We start from the raw sequence: 21,150 nt of genomic DNA on the forward strand, positions 1-21,150 counted from the left end.
TATCCACTCATTATGCGCCATCTAAAGTCTCTCCGAAACGGTTAACGAAGGGTTAACACAACCATAACATGTGAGATGATTTTAAGCCTATTCACTGGTTTCTACTCCCCAAAACTAGCGGGTCACGATTCTGTAACCCACTGTAATTATTTCCTTATGCCTCGAAATAGATACACCCGCGCTCGCTCGATGCGATTCGCGGGTGCTAATATTCTATTTTTTTTTGGGGGGCTCAGCCTTTTGCGTCTAGAACCTCTTCAAGCGTGCGCAAGCCCGTCTGCGGCGCCTGAACCAGAACCGACATGTTGCCTGGTTTATGCTCATTCCGCATCATCTTCATATGCGCGTCGGGCAATTCACCCCAGGCAAACACTTCGGACATGCAGGGATCCAGACGGCGTTCGACCATCAGTTGGTTCGCGGCAGCAGCCTGCTTGAGATGCGCAAAATGCGAACCTTGCAGACGTTTCTGATGCATCCACATATAGCGAACGTCGAAAGTCAGGTTATAGCCGGTGGTACCGGCGCAGATCACAACCATACCACCTTTTTTCACGACAAAGGTCGACACCGGAAATGTGCTTTCGCCGGGATGTTCAAACACCATGTCGACATTCTTGCCTTTGCCGGTGATTTCCCAGATCGCCTTGCCGAATTTGCGCGCCTCTTTGAACCAGTCCGCATATTCCGGTGTGTTTACTGTGGGCAACTGACCCCAGCAGTTAAAGTCTTTGCGATTCAGCACGCCCTTGGCGCCCAGACCCATGACAAAGTCACGCTTGCTTTCGTCCGAGATCACGCCGATTGCGTTGGCGCCTGCGGTATTGATCAGCTGGATCGCATAAGAGCCAAGGCCGCCCGAGGCACCCCAGACCAGAACGTTCTGGCCCGGCTTCAGGTCATGCGGCTCGTGCCCGAACAGCATCCGATACGCGGTCGCCAGCGTCAGAGTATAGCAAGCGCTTTCTTCCCAGGTCAGGTGCTTGGGGCGCGGCATCAACTGCTGGGCTTGAACATTGGTGAACTGTGCAAAAGACCCATCCGGCGTTTCATAACCCCAGATTCGCTGGCTGTCCGAATACATCGGATCGCCACCATTACAATGTTCGTCGTCGCCATCGTCCTGATTGCAGTGAATGACAACCTCGTCGCCCACTTTCCATCGCGTTACTTTCGAACCCACGGCCCATACGATCCCCGAAGCGTCAGAACCGGCGATATGATACGGGGCTTTGTGGCCGTCAAAGGGCGAGATCGGCTTGCCCAGGGATGCCCAGACGCCGTTATAGTTAACGCCCGCCGCCATCACCAGAACCAACACCTCGTGGCTGTCCAGCTCTGGTACGTCCACGACTTCCTGGACCATCGCAGTATCCGGTTCCCCGTGGCGTTCCTTACGGATTGCCCATGCATACATTTTCTTAGGCACAAACCCCATCGGAGGGATTTCACCCATTTCATAGAGGTCTTTTTCCGGCGCGTCGTAAGTTGCGATACCGCTGTCGGTGTCCAGAGCCATGTTGGCCTCCTTATTTCTCATTCCTGTTTGCCGCGATGCAGAAGCGCTTGCGTTGGATGATGAGATATTGGCCTGAAGGAAATAATGCAATAGATTTTGCATCATTTTTGTAATTTTATGACCCAGCGCCTGCAGAAACTTCTTTCGCTGCCGCAGCATCAGGCCAGCCGTCGCCAATCGGGGCTGAGGCTGCATAGTAGTCGAGCAGATCAACCCTTTGCCCGGATTGAGATATTTTCCCACCTTCTCGTTTCAGAATTCTGCGTTCGACCAGCTGATCCAAGGCAGCTGAAACCGCGGACTCATCCTGATCACCCAAAGTTCCGTCACGTTGCAAAAACCCGGTGATCAAGCTTTTAAGCTCGTCTTCGGGCATTTCTCCTTTGGTGCGAACCAGCCAGCACGCTGCAGGAACAGGCGCCTGCGGAATCGCTTCTTTGATCCGTTGCATGAGTTCGCGCGCGAGATCAGTCATCACATCGTCATGGGCGGTGCGGAATTCCTTCAATGAGATAGGGTGACCATATCGCACTCCAGCAAATCCAAACCGCTGGTAGCGACCGGTCAGACGCCTGCCTATCTGTTTCAACATCCACCCAGTTATAACCCCGATTCGGGCACGAAATTGCCTTTGATTGCCAAGTGCGGCCTTGGTCAGGATCGTATCTTCAAGAACCCGGTCATAGTTTAGCGCAACGGGAACAAACACCACATCCGCCCCATCCACCCTGGCACCATCGATTATGTATTTCAAAAGCCCCAGCTTGGGGCGTGCCATGGCCCCCGTCAGGCTCAGCCCGCCTTCAGGGAACATGGCCTGTGTAACACCGGCATCGGTGGCATGCCGGACATAGCAGGCCAATACCTGACGATAGAGTTCGCTGCCGGACTTGCGGCGAATAAAATAGGCCCCCATCGCACGAATCAACCGACTGAGCGGCCAAACACGCGCCCATTCGCCAACAGCATAAGACAAAGCCGATTGCTGGGCCGCCAGATAGGTGACCAGCACATAATCCATGTTGCTGCGGTGGTTCATCACAAAAACAACTGTCGCATTTGGATCAATATCTTTCAGGGCATCTTCATCCTGATAACTAAGCCGTACATCATAAAAGGCGTTGCTCAGAATCCGCGCCAACCGGATGGCGATACTGAAATAGGCAACGGCGGAAAAAGAAGGCACGATCTCGCGCGCATACCGCTGGGCCTGCTCAAAGGCGACCGCTTCGGGAATGCCTTCTTCACGTGCGTGCTGCTGCACGGCCTGCCCTACCTGAGGATCATAGATCAGGCGTTGAATCATATCGTGGCGTCGGGCCAGCTTGAACGGCTGTATCGGGCGCTGCAGGCGCGTGTTCAGGCGTTTGACCGCGCGCTCCAACCTACGGCGAAAAAACCACCGCACTGACGGAAACAGAAAATGCGAGGCCAGTGTGACCGCGGCGAATACCAGGATCAACAAAAACAGCCAAAGCGGAAGTTCCACGGTCTGTGTCATAAATGCACCCTGCCACCAATCGCTGCATCCCACAATCGGCACAACCAGAAATGCCGCGACGCAGCGAATTGACATGTCCCGAAAATTGCGCTTTAGAACCCATGAACGTAATTTTCTTGCCCACCCGCAATACGAGGCCCAGTTATGACGCAGACGCAGAAAGATCGCCCCTGGCTCATCCGAACCTATGCCGGTCATTCCACCGCCAAAGCGTCCAACGCGCTGTATCGCGGGAATCTGGCCAAGGGTCAGACGGGTCTGTCAGTGGCCTTCGATCTGCCGACGCAAACCGGCTATGACAGCGATCACACGCTGGCACGCGGCGAGGTTGGTAAAGTGGGTGTACCGATCAGCCATCTGGGCGACATGCGGGTTTTGTTCGACCAGATCCCGTTGGAACAGATGAACACGTCGATGACGATAAACGCCACGGCTCCTTGGTTGCTGGCGCTCTATATAGCGGTTGCCGAGGAACAGGGCGCCGATGTCTCTAAACTGCAGGGCACGGTTCAGAACGATCTGATCAAGGAATATCTGAGCCGTGGCACTTATGTTTGCCCGCCGAAACCATCGCTGAAGATGATCGCGGATGTGGCCGAGTATTGCTATTCCAATGTGCCGAAATGGAACCCGATGAACGTCTGCTCCTATCACCTGCAAGAGGCCGGCGCGACGCCCGAGCAGGAACTGTCCTACGCCTTGGCAACAGCGATTGCAGTTCTGGATGAGTTGCGCCCACGGGTACCGGCCGAGGATTTTCCGGCGCTGTGTGGCCGGATTTCGTTCTTTGTGAACGCCGGTATACGGTTTGTTACCGAAATGTGCAAAATGCGGGCTTTTGTCGACCTTTGGGATGAGATTTTGCAACAACGCTATGGCGTTGAGGATCCCAAATTCCGCCGCTTTCGCTATGGCGTTCAGGTAAACTCGCTGGGTCTGACCGAGCAGCAGCCTGAAAACAATGTCTACCGCATCCTGATTGAGATGCTGGCCGTAACACTGTCGAAAAGGGCCCGCGCCCGTGCGGTGCAATTGCCCGCCTGGAACGAGGCGTTGGGATTGCCGCGGCCCTGGGATCAGCAATGGTCGATGCGGATGCAGCAGATTCTGGCCTATGAGACCGACCTGTTGGAATATGGCGATCTGTTTGATGGCAACCCGGCTGTTGATGCCAAGGTTGAAGAGTTGAAAGAAGGCGCGCGTGCGGAGCTGGCAAACCTGGATTCGATGGGCGGCGCTGTCGCTTCTATCGAATACATGAAGTCACGCCTGGTGGATTCGAACGCAGAACGTCTGAACCGGATCGAGCGCAACGAAACCATCGTTGTCGGCGTGAATAAATGGACCGAGGGTGAGCCTTCGCCGTTGGAAACCGAAGATGGCGGCATCATGGTCGTCGACCCGGCGGCAGAACAGGAACAGATCAACCGCCTGAACGATTGGCGCACCGAACGGGACAACGCGGCGGTTGCTGCGGCCCTGGCAGCTTTGCGCAAGGCTGCACAATCCGGCGCAAATGTAATGGAGCCGTCAATCGTCGCCGCCAAGGCCGGGGTCACCACCGGCGAATGGGCCGAGGAGATGCGCAAGGTCTATGGCACATATCGCGGACCCACAGGCGTTTCCGGCTCGGTCTCAAACAAAACCGAAGGGCTGGAGGAGTTGCGTGCGGCGGTCGACGCGGTCAGCGACAAGCTTGGACGTCGCCTGAAATTCCTGGTCGGCAAGCCCGGCCTGGACGGTCATTCAAATGGCGCCGAACAGATCGCCTTCCGCGCCCGCGATTGCGGCATGGACATCAGCTATGACGGCATCCGTCTGACACCCGAGGAAATTGTGGCCGCCGCAATCGAGGACAAAGCCCATGTGATCGGCCTGTCGATTCTGTCCGGCAGTCACATTCCGTTGGTTCAGGACGTTCTGAACCGTCTGCGCGAGGCGGGCCTGAACGATGTTCCTGTTGTTGTCGGTGGCATTATCCCTGATGACGATGCTGAAAAACTCAAAGCGATGGGTGTGGCCAAAATCTACACGCCAAAAAACTTCGAGTTGAATGCAATCATGGGCGACATAGTTTCCTTGGTTGATCCGCAAAACCTGGCCGCTGAATAACCGCCGATTTGCCACCCATTTTCCCCGTATCTATCGCCTTCTCAAAAGGGATAGATAATGGATGCTTTTAGAACTACGGTGACTCTTCGGGGACATTGTAATTCGGTAACATCAGGGGAATGTAAATGGGAATGAATCTCGAAAAGATGACGCGCAATGAACTGTTGGAATTGCGTGCCAATGTAGATGTGGCGCTGAAAGCAGCCGAAAGACGTGATAGGAAAGAGGCTTTGAAAGCTGCTCAGAAAGCCGCAGCGGAATTTGGGTTTTCCCTTTCCGAACTTTCTGATGGGTCCTCGAAATCTCTTAAGATTTCGAAAACAAAAGCAAAATACCGAAATCCATCCAACCACGATCAAACCTGGTCGGGGCGCGGTCGCAAGCCGCATTGGGTACACGAAGCTTTGAAAGCCGGAGCGGATATTTCGGATATGGAAATCTGAATGGAATTGATAACGAAATGACGATTCATATAGGCGCTGAAAAAGGCGAAATCGCTGAAACAGTTCTTTTACCCGGTGATCCTTACCGGGCAAAATGGGCGGCAGAAACTTTTCTGGATAACGCCAAACTGGTGAATGACGTGCGTGGCATGTTGGGCTTCACCGGAACCTGGAAAGGTAATCCGGTCACGATTCAAGGCAGCGGTATGGGAATGCCCTCGCTGTCAATTTACGTGAATGAATTGATCCGCGATTTTGGCGCCAGAACTTTGATCCGTATTGGGTCATGTGGCGGGATGCAGGACAGTGTGAACATTCGTGATGTCATTTTGGCGATGACTTCGACCACGCTCAGCACGCCGTCTCGGGGGATCATGAAAGAGCTCAACTTTGCACCTTGCGCGGATTGGAGCCTGTTGCAGGCCGCCTTTGAGGCTGCGGCAAACAAAGGAACACCAACTCATGTTGGCGGGATTTATTCCTCGGATGTGTTCTACGATGAACGTCCCGATCTGAACGAACAGATGGTGCGTCACGGCATTCTGGGCGTCGAAATGGAAGCCGCCGAACTTTACATCCTGGCCGCGCGCCACAAGTGCCGGGCCCTTGCCGTGCTGACCGTTTCCGACCACTTGCTGACAGGAGAAGCTCTGCCATCGTCCGAACGAGAAAGCAGCTTTGGCGACATGGTTGAGATCGCACTTCAGGCGGCGTTTCCAAAGGCTTAGAAAACGGGTTGGGGCAGGGTCGACTCTGTCCCGCATCGGCTATCCACCGGTCGATCCCTTTAAACACTGCTTGGGGCTTTCCGCCCCATCGGTCTGAGCACCGCAAAACGAACAGACCCATTGCCCTTCTTTTCGGTGCTGGCGCCAACGGCATTCACGCGTCAGTGACGAAGTACGGGCGCGCCACAGAAAATAGGCGAATACGGCGGCGGCAAGAAGCAGAAGAAAAACAGGCATTCTCCTGCTTTGCTGATCAGTCGGTTGTTTTCAAGCCCTGCAATCGCAGATCAGGCAGCATTTGCGTATTCGAACAGCTCTGGCATCCGCTCTGAAGTGGGGATTACCGTTTCTGGCGTATAATAGGCCCATGCCTGTTCCAGCAATTCCAGGGCTTCGGCGGCATCAGCGGAGTTGGTTTTGGTTCTCATCGGAGTGATCCCATTGTGACATAATCACTCCTCCCTGAGCCAAACATAGGACAGGCTGCAGGCGTTCACACCACATATTCTTGCAAATGGGAATTGCACCTGCCGCAACACAGCAGGCACATGGATCAAGCCCGCCTCACACCGTGCGTTCGACCATCATCTTTTTGATCTCGGCGATTGCCTTTGCAGGGTTCAGACCCTTCGGGCAGGTTTTGGCGCAGTTCATGATCGTGTGGCAACGATACAGCTTGAACGGATCTTCCAACTCATCCAGGCGCTCACCAGTTGCCTCATCTCGGCTGTCAATGATCCAACGATATGCATGCAGCAGAGCCGCCGGGCCAAGATAGCGATCGCCATTCCACCAATAACTTGGGCACGAGGTCGAGCAGCTGGCGCACATCACGCATTCATAAAGACCATCCAGCTTTTTGCGGTCTTCAATGGATTGCTTCCACTCTTTCGCCGGCCGGTTGGTCTTGGTTTCTAGCCAGGGCATGATGCTGGCGTGCTGGGCATAGAAATGGGTCAGGTCCGGAATCAGGTCCTTGACCACAGGCATATGGGGCAAAGGATAGATTTTCACATCGCCCTTGATCTCATCCATGCCATAGATGCAGGCCAGCGTGTTGATCCCGTCGATATTCATCGCACAGGACCCACAAATGCCCTCGCGACAAGACCGGCGGAAGGTCAAGGTTGGGTCGATCTCATTCTTGATCTTGATCAGCGCATCCAAAATCATCGGACCGCAGCTGTCCATATCGACGAAATAGGTATCCACCCGGGGATTTTGACCGTCGTCAGGATTCCAGCGATAGATCTGGAACTTGCGCACATTCGTCGCGCCCTCTGGCTTGGGCCATGTCTTTCCGGTGGTAATCCGAGAATTTTTTGGCAGGGTGAGTTGTACCATTTCCGACCTCGCTAAATTCCCGTGTATAGATACACGCTGCAAGTGCGAAAGCCAACCATTTAGCCTTGAAAACAGTCAATAAAGATGGGTGATTTCACCTTTACATTGAGCTTATGTGCATGGAGTCTGCACCCGAGAAAGCAAAAGCTGAGTGCCGTATGCAGACACGAGTATTGAATATTCCCTACGGCACCAAAAACCCCTATCAAAACATGATGTACAGCGCATGCGAGCCAGAGTTTTCTCTAGCTGCAATGAAACAGCTGAACTTTGCAGAGATTGCGAAACCAGAGTTTCAGACCGAACACGGAATCCTGCATATCCAATGGGATGACAGGCTGTTTCCGATCAAGGATGGTGAAGATCCCGCGAACAACGCTCTGTTTCAAGATGCCGTGTCGGGACTTGAGCTGTATAAATCAAACGGTGGTCGCGTCATCTGGACCATTCACAATCGCACCGCGCATTCAGCGCGTGAGGGCAACGATGGATTTCACGCAGCGCGACGCAAGTTGGCAGAGCTGGTCGATATGATCCATGTCCATACCCCAAATGCGCGGCAACATATGATCGCCCAATATGACGCGGAACCGAATAAGATTTGCTTGATCCCTCACCCAAGCTATCTAGGCGTTTATGAAAGCGCCGAAATCACGCTTGCACGCCTGATGCAACCACGCGATCAGACCCATTTTTTGACATTTGGCGCGATGCGCGGAAACCGCGAGTTGGACCGGCTTCATTTCGCCATCCGGAAGCTAACCAACAGGGGTTTCGACTTTCATATGTCAGTGGTAGGCCGAGTCTTTCGGCCCAGTCGGCGATTGGTACGACGGCTGGACGCCATTTCAAACGTAACCGTGATAGGCGAACGCGTAGAAGATGAGGCTATTCCGAGTGTTTTTTCCCAAGCTCACGCCTATGTTTTGCCATCTACACAAACCTTCACCTCTGGAACCGCAATGCTTGCCATGACCTTCGGCTTGCCAGTTGTCGCTCCGGACATTGAACCCCACCGGCAGACGACCCCGGAATCCTGTCATGATCTACTGTATCCGGCACAAAACCCACGAGGCCTGATCCGCATGATGATGAAGGTGATGGAAATGTCCGATTCAGAACTCGCTGAAAAACGTAGGGCGTGCTTCGAATTCGCTCAGGAACGCGCGCCAGAGCGGATCAGCCGCAAGTTGGCCGAAGCGCTTACGGTTCTAAGAAATGGATAATCTTTTCAGCGCCCGCATTTCTGCTTTGTACGATCTTCTGGATTTGACCAGTTTTGTACGCATTGCCGATATTGGCGCCAATCCAATGCGCCATGACGCCCCTTACCGTGATTTGCTAAAGAACGACCTCTGCAATGTCGTCGGTTTTGAACCTCAGGAAGACACGATGAAAGAGGTCGTCCGCAATAAAGGTGCAAATGAAGAGTATTTCAACTTTGCAGTCGGAGACGGCAAACCGGCCTTGTTGAATATCTACAAGGGCTCGGGTTTGACATCCTTGCTGAAAATAAGGGAAAAAACACTTTTTTACTTACGTGGCCTACGCAATGCTGCAAGGCAAATTGGCAGTATGGAGATGCAAACCCAGCGGCTGGATGATATCGCAGGTTTGGGTCCAGTGGATTTTCTGAAAATTGACATTCAGGGTGCCGAACTTTCGGTGTTTACCTCGGCGGAAAACACGCTGAAAAATGTCGCCGCTATACAGACCGAAGTATCGTTTTTTCCATTGTACGAGAATCAGCCAGGTTTTGGCGAGGTTGACACATTTCTCAGAAAATTGGGGTTTTTGCCCCATAGTTTTGCGCATATCGAGAACAGGCTGGTCGTATCGAAATGGTCGGGAGTTCTTTCGGACTTTGAATCGACACAAATGCTGGATGGGGACATTATCTATCTCAGGGACTTGTCTGATCCTGCAGAGCTGAACAGCCAGATACTAAAGCGACTGGCAATTCTAACCGAAGGTGTTTTTGGGTTCACAGATGTCAGCCTGAAAATTCTCGACATATTGGCACAGCGTCAGGAAATCTCTGAAGCCGATGTGAATCAGTACATTGAAACATTCATCTCGCCATAGCCGATTGGCTAAGTACAGATATTACTGACCCATAGAATTTGAGCAGTCCGGTGGTTGGTCGCGGACTGCCCAATCACATCAGAAAGTCCGCGCCTTGGGCGCGATTTTCTTCAGACTGATTCCGCCTTCTGCTTCGGTGCTCAGCGGATCGACGATCACCGGGCGATAGCTGAGGTTCACTTTATTACCGTCCACGCGGGACACCGTGTGAACGCGCCAGTTTTTGTCGTCGCGTTCGCTGAAATCCTCATGCGCATGGGCACCACGGCTTTCCTTACGCGCTTCGGCACCGACGATGGTGGCCAGCGCACTTGGCATCAGGTTGGTCAGTTCCAGCGTTTCCATCAGATCGCTGTTCCAGACCAACGAGCGGTCGGTGACTTTCAGGTCGTCCATCTTGGCGGCAATCGCCGTCATCTTTTCAACACCTTCGGCCATGGTTTTGGCGGTGCGGAATACGGCCGCGTCAGCCTGCATGGTCTTTTGCATCTCAAGCCGCAGATCGGCGGTCGGGATCGCTCCGCTGGCGTTACGGACGGTGTCAAAGCGATCAAAGGCTTTGTCGACCGACCCCTGGTTCAGAACCGGGTTGGCGCTATCGGCATCCACAACCTTGCCGGCCCGGATCGCCGCCGCGCGGCCAAAGACCACCAGATCGATCAGCGAGTTTGAGCCCAAACGGTTCGCCCCATGGACCGAGGCGCAGCCAGCCTCACCCACAGCCATCAGGCCCGGGACCACGGCGGTTGGGTCCTTGGCGGTGGGGTTCAGAACCTCACCCCAATAGTTGGTCGGGATACCGCCCATGTTGTAGTGCACGGTCGGCAGAACCGGGATCGGCTCTTTGGTCACGTCCACACCGGCAAAGATCTTGGCGCTTTCGGAAATACCCGGCAGACGCTCGGCCAAAGCCTCGGCAGGCAAGTGGCTAAGGTTCAGGTGGATGTGGTCGCCCTCTGCACCCACACCGCGCCCTTCGCGGATTTCCATAGTCATTGAGCGCGAGACATAGTCGCGCGGTGCCAGGTCTTTGTACTGAGGCGCATAGCGCTCCATGAACCGTTCGCCTTCGGAATTGGTCAGGTACCCGCCCTCACCCCGCGCCCCTTCGGTGATCAGACAGCCCGAGCCGTAGATGCCGGTCGGGTGAAATTGAACGAACTCCATATCCTGCAGCGCCAGACCCGCGCGGGCCACCATACCGCCACCGTCACCGGTGCAGGTATGGGCCGAAGTGGCGCTGAAATACGCCCGGCCATAGCCGCCGGTCGCCAGCACCACCATCTTGGCGTTGAAGACATGCATGGTGCCATCGTCCAGCTTCCAGCAGACGACACCCTGACACTGTCCGTCGTCGGACATGATCAGGTCGATGGCGAAATATTCGATGTAGAACTCAGCATTGTTTTTCAACGACTGACCATAGAGCGTGTGCAGGATTGCGTGGCCGGTCCGGTCAGCAGCGGCACAGGTCCGCTGAACCGCGGGGCCTTCACCAAATTCGGTGGTGTGGCCGCCAAAGGGACGCTGATAAATCTTGCCTTCCTCGGTCCGGCTGAAGGGCACACCGTAATGCTCTAGCTCATAGACCGCCTTGGGTGCCTCACGTGCGAGGTATTCCATCGCGTCGGTGTCGCCCAGCCAGTCCGAGCCCTTGACCGTGTCGTACATATGCCACTGCCAGTGGTCAGGACCCATATTCGACAGCGACGCCGCGATGCCGCCCTGCGCGGCAACCGTGTGCGAGCGGGTCGGGAACACCTTGGTCACGCATGCCGTACGCAGACCCTGTTCCGCCATACCCAGCGTTGCGCGAAGACCTGCACCACCTGCGCCTACGACAACGACGTCGTATTCGTGGGTTTCGTATTCATATGCTGCTGTCATTGTTCTTATTCCTTACCGCGCATCATCACAGGGCGAGTTTCACCAGGGCGAACAGCCCCGCAACCATCAGCGTGTAGCCAAACGCCCACATCGCAACCAGCGTCACTTTTTCGGCGACACCATGGATATAGTCTTCGATGGCCTCCTGCGCTTCGTACATCAGCTGCAACAGGGCAACGATCAGTGTCAGCGCGCATACGATCGCCGGGAAGGGGCGACTGAAATAAGCCAGAACCTCTTCGTAGGTTCCGCCCAGACCGGCACCAAATGTGAAGATGAAGAGAGGAATCAGAACGGTCAGGATCATGGCCCGGACCATTGTGTTCCAATGTGTTTGGGTTCCGGATTTGCCCGCTCCCAGACCCTCGGCGCGTTTACGGTCAGTCAGGTATCGCATCGAACGTCTCCTTAAACCACAAGAACGGTGATGATGGTCAGGATCGTGGCACCAACGAACATGCCCCATCCCAGCTTTTCAGATAGATCGACATCCAGGCAGTAGCCGAAATCCCAAAAGACATGACGCAACCGGCCCAATGTGTGGTACCACAAACCCCAGGCCGCTCCGGTCATGACAAGATCACCGAACCAGCTGCGCAGAAACCCGTCTATGCCTGCAAAGGCCGCCTCAGAGGTTGCCGCCGCCAACAGCCACCACACCACAAGTGCTGCGATTGCGAACACGGCCAATCCAGTCATCCGAACCATGATCGACGACAGAGACGTCATCTGTGGGCGGTAGATGCGGATATGCGGTGAGAGCGGGCGGTTGCCCCGATTTACATCGCTCATGGCGGCTCCTTTTCGGTTGGCTTCCGAAGGTTTTACTGGTTTTTGCGACACTGTCACGTGCTGCAGCTGCAAAAAAGCTCAGAATTCGCGCAAAATGACAGATTAAGCGATAAAGTGATCACACAAAATATTCTTGTGATCACAAATCAAATCAGACGAAACAGATGTTAGCGCCTGCAGCTCCGAATCCCTGCCACACTTATTTCAGACCGGCCGTTTGCTGGGTCACTTCCCGCAACAGTTTCTTTCGGATGCGGGCCGGATAATCCTCGAACCCGGCCGCCGAAACGACAAACGCTCCCTCACCTACAATGACGTTCTCAAAGAAATAGGCCGTCAAGTCGGGTTCGCTTTCCTCGATGGCGATGGCATTTACCGTGACACCTTTTCCACGCAACACATCGTGAATCTCGGACGGTTCAACCCCTTCGTTGGAAACCCCATCACCCGAAATATCAATCAGGTGCCGTTTGCATTCGGTTACCTCGCTGAAACTGGACATTGTGGTCTCAAGCGCCTCACCGATTGCAGTCGAAAAATTGCGCCAGACTCTGGCATCCGCAGCCACCTGTCTGGCGAAGCTATCTATGGCTTCAAAGCTATCCATATGTGTCCAGGGGATCGTCACCTTCTGACGAGAGGCTCCGGTCCATTGGACCAGCATCAACCGCGCATTCCCGCGCACCAGCGCCTCGGAGACGATGGGGTCACGCAATCCAGCGGCCAGGCCGTCCATTTGTATGCGGTATTCGTTCGAATCCACCGATCCCGAGACATCAACGGCCAGAGCCAAAGCAAGATCACACGCCTCGGCGGTCGGGGCCAGAAAGAAACAGGCGACGAAAGAGCGAAGCAGAGACATGGTTGCAGCCTAGCACGAATATTGCAGGCTGCGTTCAAATGAATGTGGGGTCAGACTGGCATCAAAGCCCAGTAGTCGAGGTCCAACAGAACGTTGGGCAGATATCGGCCATCGTCATTTTTCAACTCGAATGGCTCTCCACCCTTCGTGGCGACCAGCCGCAACCGGACCGCCCCAACGCCGGGGATGCCAGTTTCGGCTTTGTCCAGCACCTCAGACCAGGCCTTAATGGTATCGCCTGAGAAGCAAGGGTTGGCATGGGCGCCACCGTTCAACCCGACGATCATCTGCGCATTTGCCAATCCATTGAACGACAGGGTCCGCGCCATCGAGATCACGTACCCGCCATAGATAAGACGGCCTTCGGGGCGGAAGGTCAGATCGAAATGAACCTTGGCAGTGTTCTGCCAAAGCCGCGTGGCCAGCATATGCTCGGCTTCTTCCACGGTGACGCCGTCCACATGATCAATCTTTTCACCAATCGCGTAATCGCCCCACCGATGCGCCTCACCGGCCTGAACAAATTCATAGGAGGAAAAGTTCAGCCCTTGTGGCACTACCAGATCCTGAGGCTCCAGCGCCTGTTTCAACTCGGGCACCACCGTGTCCGGGGCGGGCGCGTCAGGGTTCGATTTGCGCACCATCACCCAGCGGACATACTCAATAACCACCTCATCGCGCTGGTTCAGGCCACGGGTTCGCACCCACACAACACCGGTTTTTCCGTTCGAGTTCTGCTTGACCCCAATCACTTCGGATTCCGACCGCAGCGTATCGCCGGGATAAACCGGCTTCAACCAACGCCCCTCAGCATAGCCCAGATTGGCCACTGCATTCAGCGATACATCAGGGACAGTCTTGCCAAACACCACGTGAAACGCCGCCAGATCATCGATCGGGCTTTGCGGCAGGCCACAATTCCGGGCGAACTCATCCGAGGAATACAGAGCATGACGCGCCGGATAGAGCGCATGATACAACGCCCGTTCGCCATCGGTCACGGTGCGAGGCACCGCGTGGTGCAGCACTTGCCCTACAGAATAATCCTCGAAGAAACGGCCCGGATTGGTTTTTGCCATTATTGCTGTCCCAGTTTCATTTCAGGGGAATAGTCGGTCGCAACCTCTTTGGTCACGGCCTGCGCACAACGCATCACGTTGTTTGCAGTGTCAAAGGCATAGGACGGGTCGCCATACAGCTCCCACCCTTTTGCCAGCGCGTCCGACACTTTGTGACAGAAGGCTGCGGTGTCTTCCTCGGTCAGCAGACGATAGAGTGTTGCCATGTTGTCAAACCTTTATGAACCAAACGGCGACGGGCCGACCAACCCGTGAATATAGCCGATAATGCCCAGCAGAACGATCGACGCGACAAAGAACATCGCATCCTTGCCGTAAGTGCCCGGCTCGCCCGGTGTCCAGTCCGGCTCGGATTTGTTGATCACGATCACTTCGACCACCGCCCAGGCCAGCAAGCCGCCGAACAGGACGATTGAGGCCAGATCACCATTGACCAGCAAATGCGCAAAGGCCCAGAGCTTCATGCCGCCCAGCATCGGGTGACGCAGCTTGTTCAGCAGACGACCCTTTTGGCCTGCGGGGCTCATCATATAGATAGCGATCAGCACCAGCAGGTTGTTGACGTGGATCAGAAAGGTCGGCGGCGACCAGATTGGGATGAAATCGGTCATGCGATAACCGAAGATCATCAACAGGATTGACGCCAGCAGTGCCAGCGCCACCGCGCCCGCACCGCCTTTGCCCATCGCCGCGCGCTGGTCCGGCATCACGCGTTTGAACAGATGTGCAGCCCACCAGAGCACCACACCAAGAATCAGAAGAACAAAGCCCATGCTGGCTTACCCCGCTTGCAAAGCTGAAATCGCCTCTGCTTTTGCCAGAGTTTCACGGGCGGTTGCAACGTGCAGGTTTTCCACGATCTTGCCATCGACGACCGCGACGCCATGCCCTTGTGCTTCGGTCTCTTCAAACGCGGTGATCTGGCGGCGGGCCAGATCGATTTCCTCATCCGATGGGGCGAAGGCGTCGTTGGTGACATCGACCTGTGCGGGATGGATCAGGGTCTTGCCGTCAAAGCCCATATCGCGGCCCTGCGCGCATTCGGCCGCCAGGCCTTCGCTGTCCTTGAAGGCGTTATAGACGCCATCAACGATGATCAGCCCCTCGGCTTTTGCGGCTAACAGGCACAGGCCCAGCGACGTCTGCAACGGCAGGCGGTCTCGGCGGAACCGTGTCTGCAATTCCTTGGCCAGATCGTTGGTGCCCATGACGAAGCCCGCCATCTGCGGATGCGCGGCAATTTCGGCGGCGTTCAGCATCCCGCGAGGCGTCTCCATCATGGCCCATATCGGCAGATCACCGGTTATTGCGGCCAACGCGTCCACATCTGCGGCAGAATTCACTTTGGGCAGCAGAACCGCATCCACGTCCATGTCCCGCACGGCTTGGGCATCGGCCCGGCCCCATTCGGTATCTAGGCCATTGATTCGTACGATCTTGACCCGCGCCCCATAACCGCCAGCAGCCAAGGCAGCCCCGAGCGTTTCACGCGCGTTGTTTTTTTCGTCCGCCGTGACCGCATCTTCGAGGTCAAAAATAACCGCATCAACAGGCAGGTTGCGGGCCTTGTCCAACGCCCGGTCTTTAGAACCAGGAATGTACAATACGGAACGGTAGGGTCGCTGACGGGGGTCCATTGGCTTCGGCCTCTTGAAATAATGTTGCGCAGAATGGGGCATTTTCTGTAGGAAAGTTCAAGCGCAAACTTGCCGCACCGCAGCATTAACGACGCAACGTGCGTTCCTTTAACCGTATTTCGGTCTGCACCGGTCACCGTCTTGGCAGATCGCAATCAAAAGGGTTCACCGATGAGCAAGACGCTGTTCAATATGACAATTGGGCTGGGTATCATGGTTCTGGCCGCCCAGCAGGTGCAGGCTCAAAGCTGCGCCCCCCGCGACGAGGTCATAACTCGACTGGCCGAGACTTATGGCGAAACGCGTAAGAGCATTGGCATCGCCCGACAAGGTGCGGTGATGGAAGTCTTTGCCTCTGATCAAAGCGGAAGCTGGACTATTACGGTGACATTACCGGATGGAATGACCTGCCTTGTGGCTTCGGGCCAGTCCTACGACGATATGGCCGAAGCGCTGCCGCCCAATGTCTAGCTCAGGGCCTCCCAGATCAGTTTTGTTCCGGTCAGCATCAGCAAAACGTAGGCAATACCAAAGAACAGGCGTTCAGATATCATGAAATGCGCGCGCACACCCAGCCATGCACCAAGCACGGCAAATGGAGCCAGCAACAAGTCGGCCAGCGCAGTGTGCCATGTGAACAGACCCAGATAAGCATACGGAATGAATTTAGCGACATTGATGACCCAGAAGACCAGCACAGTGCTCGCCTGAAACTCGGTTTTAGACAGACGCTGCGATATCAGATAGACGGCGGCGGGTGGGCCGCCCGCATGACTGACAAAGCTGGTGAATCCGGCGACCAACCCCGCAAGAATTCCCGCAAATGGCGGCAGGCGATTGGCAAAGCCGCGGATCCAGCCCTTTCTCTGGGCCACATGCCAGATCACGAACCCCACTGAAATCCCTCCGATCAGCAGGCGCAGAAGGTCGTCATTCGTGGCGCGATACAGCCAGGCGCCCACAGCCACACCCGGCACTGCCCCCACGATCAGCAGGCGTGAATCCGGCCAGCTCCAGCGTTTCCAATAGGGGCCCAGCGTAGCGACGTCGATTACCATCAGAATTGGCAACATCAGTGCAAGCGCCTGTCCCGGTGTCAGGATCAGTGCCAGAATCGATGACGCGGCAAACGCCACCCCCGAGCCGAACCCACCCTTCGAGATGCCGGCGAAGATCACAGCAGGGATCGCCACGGCAAAAAACATCAGGTCCATCTCGAACATGCGGCGTCCCGTAAATATGCATGATTCACAGGCGGTTTAGCGCAATCGGTAGGAGACATGCAAACGGTATGCCGTGGCATGCCGCGCCGCAGAAGGCTTGCGCAGCGCCGGTTTTAGGACTAGCAAAACCGCGATTTCAATACCGACCGGAGATTTTCCAAATGGCCAGACCCAAGATCGCGCTGATCGGCGCAGGTCAGATCGGCGGCACGCTCGCCCACCTCGCAGCAATGAAGGAACTCGGTGACGTCGTGCTGTTCGACATCGCCGAGGGCACTCCGGAAGGCAAGGCGCTGGATATCGCAGAATCCGGCCCTTCCGAAGGGTTCGACGCCAAGCTGAAAGGCACCCAGTCCTATGAGGACATCGCAGGCGCCGACGTTTGCATCGTCACCGCAGGTGTCCCACGCAAGCCAGGCATGAGCCGTGATGACCTGCTGGGCATCAACCTGAAAGTCATGAAGTCGGTCGGTGAAGGCATCGCCGCCAACGCGCCCGATGCTTTTGTCATCTGCATCACCAACCCGCTGGACGCGATGGTCTGGGCTCTGCGTGAATTCTCGGGCATGCCGCACAACAAGGTCTGCGGCATGGCGGGCGTTCTGGACTCAGGCCGTTTTGCCCACTTCTTGTCGGAAGAATTCAACGTGTCCATGCGCGACGTCACTGCCTTTGTTCTGGGTGGCCACGGCGACACCATGGTTCCTTCGGTTCGTTATTCTACCGTTGCGGGCATCCCGCTTCCCGATCTGGTCGAGATGGGCTGGACCACACAAGAGAAACTGGACGCAATCGTGCAGCGCACCCGAGACGGCGGGGCTGAAATCGTTGGCCTGCTGAAAACAGGTTCGGCTTTCTATGCGCCTGCCACATCGGCAATCGAAATGGCCGAAGCCTATCTGAAAGACCAGAAACGCGTCCTGCCCTGCGCCGCTTATTGTGACGGAGAGCTGGGTGTCGAAGGCATGTATGTCGGCGTCCCCACCGTGATCGGCGCAGGCGGTATCGAGCGTATCGTCAACATCAAGCTCAACGAAGAAGAGCAGGCCGGTTTCGACAATTCGGTCAACGCCGTGAAGGGCCTGATCGAAGCATGCAAAGGCATCGACAGCTCTCTGGCCTGATCCGTCTTATACGGTTAAACAGAACCCGGCTCACCCATGGTGGGCCGGGTCATTTTTTGGAAGATTGCCATGTCGTCTCAGGGATTTGTCATTGCCGCAAGCGGTAAGGATTACATCGAAACAGCGGTGGCAGCGGCTCGGTCGTTAAAGGTCGCCATGCCGGATGTACCGGTCGACCTGTTCACCGACCTCGAAAACATCCCGGGAACAGAAGTGTTTGACCAAATCCACATGCTGGACAAAAGCTGGTTCCGACCCAAGTTCGAAAGCCTTGTGCGGTCCCGGTTCGAAAAGACGGTCTATTTGGATGCCGATGTGCGCTGTCTGGCAGATATGTCGGATATCTTCACCGTCCTAGAGCAGTTTGATATCGCGATGGTCCATGACCCTTTGCGCAACTCGGCCCATGCGCAACGTGTTTGGAAAACTCCGCTGCCCAACGCATTTCCCCATCTCAATGGCGGGCTGGTTGGAATTCGCACTTCGGACGCAGTGCTGGATTTCCTGCGAGATGTACAAGAGACTATCATCTCGGAAAACCTGACCTCAGATCAGGCGCTGATCCGCGAAAAGCTGTTTGCCAGCGCGTTGCGACTGGCAGTTCTGCCACCCGAGTACAACTTCCTCGATTATCGTCAGGCCGAGATGTTCGGTTTTCTGCACAGCGCCCCGCGCCTGCTGCATCACTACAAATTCCACAGCCGTCACGACAAGCGGCTGGACAGCGCTAGAACTGTCGCCGGTTTGGTAGGGCCCGATCTCGAACGTCATATCAACAGCCTTATCGAAGCCGACGCACAGCTCACGCCCGGCGCGTCGAAAAAAGTCCGACCACTGGTCGACAAAGGCTTGTTGGGCAAACTGCGCAAACTGGTGATGTCTGTGAAAAAGGGTATCGTCCGCCTCAGACGCGGATAGGTTAGCGCTAGCTTGAAAACGTCATATTCTATTGGGTGAATTTCCTGCCGAATCAACGCTCAATACCAGCTCAAGTTTTGTGATCACACCCTGAAAAGCTGTGATCACAAATAATAAAAATCTTCGTGAAAAACCTCCTTTACGTCAAAAAAGCCTTTAAACTTACCCCTTAGACACGCCTATATCGGTCAATCGTAGTCAGACGGGACAGTTTCGATGAACATTCACGAATATCAGGCCAAAGCGCTTCTTCGCAGCTATGGCGCCCCGGTTTCCGACGGTCGCGCGGTCCTGCGCGCCGAGGAAGCTAAAACCGCAGCCGGTGAGTTGGACGGACCTCTTTGGGTCGTCAAAGCGCAAATCCACGCGGGCGGCCGCGGCAAGGGGTCTTTCAAAGAATCCGATGCCGGAGAAAAAGGCGGTGTCCGTCTGACTAAGTCGGTTGAAGAGGCCGCGGAGGAAGCCAAAAAGATGCTAGGCCGCACACTGGTCACCCATCAGACCGGTCCTGCGGGCAAACAGGTCAACCGCATCTATATCGAGGCCGGTTCCGGCATCGAACGCGAACTGTACCTGGCCCTGTTGGTAGACCGCCAGACCAGCCGCATCTCATTCGTCTGCTCGACCGAAGGCGGCATGGATATCGAAGAGGTGGCCGCAGCCACGCCTGAGAAAATCTTGTCCTTCTCGGTTGACCCAGCCACCGGTTATCAGGCCTATCACGGCCGCCGCATCGCATTCTCGCTGGGTCTGCAGGGCGCACAGGTCAAACAATGCGTCAAACTGATGAGCCAGCTCTATGCCGCCTTCGTCGAGAAGGACATGGAAATGCTGGAGATCAACCCGCTGATCGTCTCCGACAGCGGCGACCTCAAGGTGCTGGACGCCAAGGTCAGTTTTGACGGCAACGCGATGTATCGCCACCCGGATGTTTCAGAACTGCGCGACACGACCGAGGAAGACCCCAAGGAACTGGAAGCCAGCAAATACGACCTGAACTATATCGCACTGGATGGTGAGATTGGGTGCATGGTCAACGGTGCCGGTCTGGCCATGGCGACGATGGACATCATCAAGCTGTATGGGGCCGAACCTGCCAACTTCCTCGACGTCGGCGGCGGCGCCACCAAAGAGAAAGTCACCGAAGCGTTCAAGATCATCACCTCGGACCCGCAAGTCAAAGGCATTCTGGTCAACATCTTCGGCGGTATCATGCGCTGTGACGTCATCGCCGAGGGCGTTGTCGCCGCGGTGAAAGAGGTCGGTCTGCAGGTTCCGCTAGTCGTGCGTCTGGAAGGCACGAACGTTGAGAAGGGCAAAGAGATCATCAACACCTCTGGCCTGGACGTAATCGCGGCGGACAACCTGAAAGACGGTGCCGAGAAGATCGTGAAGGCGGTTAAGGGGTAAATTCGTGGGTCTTTTCAGTAAGCCACTGTTGTTTGCAGGCGCACTGCTTATCTTGGCCGCCTGTCAAACAACAACTGAGAGCACGTCGCCGTCGAACCCGCCAGAAATCAAGCGGTCATCAAACGCGGGTCCAGGCGCCAATCCGGTCTCGGCCGGACAAGCTACGGCGTATTTCCGCGCGCTGTGTGGTCAGGCAGAATTGGGACGCAGTGCTTTGGAAGACGCAGCGGCGGCAAATGGATTTGTCCAGAACTCGAAAACAACGACATACTATCATCAGAAACAAGATCTTTCGGTCAAACTGACCGATACTGCCTGCTCAATTGTGTTTGTGTCCAACGAAAATCCATCAACGGTCAATGGGACTTTTAACGCTTTGCAAAGCGACTTGGGTCCGATCAGCATCCGGGACGTGGGTGTAATCGGCGGCGAACACTACTTCAGCGCACGGATCAAAGTTTGAATGGGCGTGAGCCTACAACCAAT

At 55.5% G+C, this 21,150-nt stretch carries 24 protein-coding genes; 10 read left to right on the top strand and 14 right to left on the bottom strand.

The features are described from left to right. Positions 1-232: 232 nt before the first annotated feature. Positions 233-1,519: a crotonyl-CoA carboxylase/reductase gene (ccrA, locus tag AC2FH2_RS05945; protein WP_142635517.1), complete on the bottom strand. Its 1,287-nt coding sequence runs from the start codon at positions 1,517-1,519 to the stop codon at positions 233-235. Between the two features lie 115 nt (positions 1,520-1,634). Further along, entirely contained in the window at positions 1,635-3,020 is a 1,386-nt protein-coding gene (locus AC2FH2_RS05950; protein ID WP_142635515.1) for a 1-acyl-sn-glycerol-3-phosphate acyltransferase, read from the bottom strand. A 129-nt stretch (positions 3,021-3,149) separates the two neighbouring features. On the opposite strand from AC2FH2_RS05950, the gene AC2FH2_RS05955 reads away from it, so the two are divergent. From AC2FH2_RS05955 to deoD, 3 genes are all read left to right on the top strand, one after another. Next, a complete protein-coding gene (locus AC2FH2_RS05955) occupies positions 3,150-5,132 on the top strand; it encodes a protein meaA (RefSeq protein ID WP_496689159.1) in 1,983 nt (660 codons plus the stop codon). Positions 5,133-5,257: 125 nt separating this feature from the next. Further along, entirely contained in the window at positions 5,258-5,575 is a 318-nt protein-coding gene (locus tag AC2FH2_RS05960) for an H-NS histone family protein (RefSeq protein WP_281995213.1), read from the top strand. 17 nt (positions 5,576-5,592) lie between these two features. Next, a complete protein-coding gene (gene deoD, locus AC2FH2_RS05965; protein ID WP_281972538.1) occupies positions 5,593-6,303 on the top strand; it encodes a purine-nucleoside phosphorylase in 711 nt (236 codons plus the stop codon). Positions 6,304-6,342: 39 nt separating this feature from the next. Here the strand turns inward: deoD and AC2FH2_RS05970 are convergent, their stop codons facing one another. The 3 genes from AC2FH2_RS05970 to AC2FH2_RS05980 form a co-directional block, all read right to left on the bottom strand. Continuing rightward, complete coding sequence (locus tag AC2FH2_RS05970; protein ID WP_142635508.1) at positions 6,343-6,540, bottom strand: hypothetical protein; 198 nt, start codon at positions 6,538-6,540, stop codon at positions 6,343-6,345. Positions 6,541-6,590: 50 nt separating this feature from the next. Continuing rightward, positions 6,591-6,731 carry a hypothetical protein gene (locus tag AC2FH2_RS05975; RefSeq protein WP_185956642.1) on the bottom strand — a complete coding sequence of 47 codons (141 nt, stop codon included), beginning with the start codon at positions 6,729-6,731 and terminating at the stop codon, positions 6,591-6,593. 136 nt (positions 6,732-6,867) lie between these two features. Beyond that, positions 6,868-7,647, bottom strand: coding sequence for a succinate dehydrogenase iron-sulfur subunit (locus AC2FH2_RS05980; RefSeq protein WP_142635506.1), 780 nt, complete (start codon positions 7,645-7,647; stop codon positions 6,868-6,870). Between the two features lie 254 nt (positions 7,648-7,901). Between AC2FH2_RS05980 and AC2FH2_RS05985 the strand changes: the two genes are divergently transcribed. Together AC2FH2_RS05985 and AC2FH2_RS05990 are read left to right on the top strand one after the other, a co-directional pair. Continuing rightward, a complete protein-coding gene (locus AC2FH2_RS05985; RefSeq protein ID WP_496823140.1) occupies positions 7,902-8,873 on the top strand; it encodes a glycosyltransferase family 4 protein in 972 nt (323 codons plus the stop codon). Beyond that, positions 8,866-9,732: an FkbM family methyltransferase gene (locus AC2FH2_RS05990; protein ID WP_271948418.1), complete on the top strand. Its 867-nt coding sequence runs from the start codon at positions 8,866-8,868 to the stop codon at positions 9,730-9,732. Before AC2FH2_RS05985 ends, AC2FH2_RS05990 begins: the two co-directional genes overlap by 8 nt. 78 nt (positions 9,733-9,810) lie before the next feature. Here the strand turns inward: AC2FH2_RS05990 and sdhA are convergent, their stop codons facing one another. The 8 genes from sdhA to AC2FH2_RS06030 all read right to left on the bottom strand — a co-directional run bounded on the left by sdhA (position 9,811) and on the right by AC2FH2_RS06030 (position 15,989). Beyond that, positions 9,811-11,619 carry a succinate dehydrogenase flavoprotein subunit gene (gene sdhA, locus AC2FH2_RS05995; RefSeq protein WP_142635500.1) on the bottom strand — a complete coding sequence of 603 codons (1,809 nt, stop codon included), beginning with the start codon at positions 11,617-11,619 and terminating at the stop codon, positions 9,811-9,813. Between the two features lie 25 nt (positions 11,620-11,644). Next, entirely contained in the window at positions 11,645-12,016 is a 372-nt protein-coding gene (locus tag AC2FH2_RS06000) for a succinate dehydrogenase, hydrophobic membrane anchor protein (protein WP_142635498.1), read from the bottom strand. A gap of 11 nt (positions 12,017-12,027) precedes the next feature. After that, a complete protein-coding gene (sdhC, locus tag AC2FH2_RS06005; protein WP_142635496.1) occupies positions 12,028-12,411 on the bottom strand; it encodes a succinate dehydrogenase, cytochrome b556 subunit in 384 nt (127 codons plus the stop codon). Positions 12,412-12,610: 199 nt separating this feature from the next. Continuing rightward, entirely contained in the window at positions 12,611-13,273 is a 663-nt protein-coding gene (locus AC2FH2_RS06010; protein ID WP_142635494.1) for a DUF1194 domain-containing protein, read from the bottom strand. A gap of 50 nt (positions 13,274-13,323) precedes the next feature. Further along, positions 13,324-14,352 carry a MaoC family dehydratase gene (locus AC2FH2_RS06015; protein ID WP_496688975.1) on the bottom strand — a complete coding sequence of 343 codons (1,029 nt, stop codon included), beginning with the start codon at positions 14,350-14,352 and terminating at the stop codon, positions 13,324-13,326. Beyond that, complete coding sequence (locus tag AC2FH2_RS06020; protein WP_142635490.1) at positions 14,352-14,558, bottom strand: DUF1737 domain-containing protein; 207 nt, start codon at positions 14,556-14,558, stop codon at positions 14,352-14,354. Before AC2FH2_RS06020 ends, AC2FH2_RS06015 begins: the two co-directional genes overlap by 1 nt. 12 nt (positions 14,559-14,570) lie before the next feature. Further along, entirely contained in the window at positions 14,571-15,125 is a 555-nt protein-coding gene (locus tag AC2FH2_RS06025) for an NnrU family protein (RefSeq protein ID WP_496823141.1), read from the bottom strand. 6 nt (positions 15,126-15,131) lie between these two features. Then, on the bottom strand, positions 15,132-15,989 hold the full coding sequence (locus tag AC2FH2_RS06030; RefSeq protein ID WP_496823142.1) for an HpcH/HpaI aldolase/citrate lyase family protein: 858 nt from the start codon (positions 15,987-15,989) through the stop codon (positions 15,132-15,134). A 171-nt stretch (positions 15,990-16,160) separates the two neighbouring features. Here AC2FH2_RS06030 and AC2FH2_RS06035 point away from each other — a divergent pair, with 171 nt between their 5' ends. Further along, on the top strand, positions 16,161-16,460 hold the full coding sequence (locus AC2FH2_RS06035) for a hypothetical protein (RefSeq protein ID WP_496823143.1): 300 nt from the start codon (positions 16,161-16,163) through the stop codon (positions 16,458-16,460). Here the strand turns inward: AC2FH2_RS06035 and AC2FH2_RS06040 are convergent. Then, the gene (locus AC2FH2_RS06040; RefSeq protein ID WP_271948427.1) at positions 16,457-17,212 is read right to left on the bottom strand and encodes a sulfite exporter TauE/SafE family protein; all 756 of its coding nucleotides are present in this window, start codon (positions 17,210-17,212) and stop codon (positions 16,457-16,459) included. The genes AC2FH2_RS06035 and AC2FH2_RS06040 overlap by 4 nt on opposite strands. A gap of 161 nt (positions 17,213-17,373) precedes the next feature. On the opposite strand from AC2FH2_RS06040, the gene mdh reads away from it, so the two are divergent. From mdh to AC2FH2_RS06060, 4 genes are all read left to right on the top strand, one after another. Beyond that, positions 17,374-18,336 carry a malate dehydrogenase gene (mdh, locus tag AC2FH2_RS06045; RefSeq protein WP_142635480.1) on the top strand — a complete coding sequence of 321 codons (963 nt, stop codon included), beginning with the start codon at positions 17,374-17,376 and terminating at the stop codon, positions 18,334-18,336. A 69-nt stretch (positions 18,337-18,405) separates the two neighbouring features. After that, positions 18,406-19,254, top strand: a complete 849-nt coding sequence (locus tag AC2FH2_RS06050; RefSeq protein ID WP_185956640.1) for a putative nucleotide-diphospho-sugar transferase — start codon at positions 18,406-18,408, stop codon at positions 19,252-19,254. A gap of 216 nt (positions 19,255-19,470) precedes the next feature. Then, the gene (sucC, locus tag AC2FH2_RS06055; protein WP_496785918.1) at positions 19,471-20,664 is read left to right on the top strand and encodes an ADP-forming succinate--CoA ligase subunit beta; all 1,194 of its coding nucleotides are present in this window, start codon (positions 19,471-19,473) and stop codon (positions 20,662-20,664) included. Between the two features lie 214 nt (positions 20,665-20,878). After that, the gene (locus AC2FH2_RS06060) at positions 20,879-21,127 is read left to right on the top strand and encodes a hypothetical protein (RefSeq protein ID WP_496823144.1); all 249 of its coding nucleotides are present in this window, start codon (positions 20,879-20,881) and stop codon (positions 21,125-21,127) included. Positions 21,128-21,150: the final 23 nt, after the last annotated feature.

This window comes from Ruegeria sp. YTSA105, assembly GCF_059610225.1.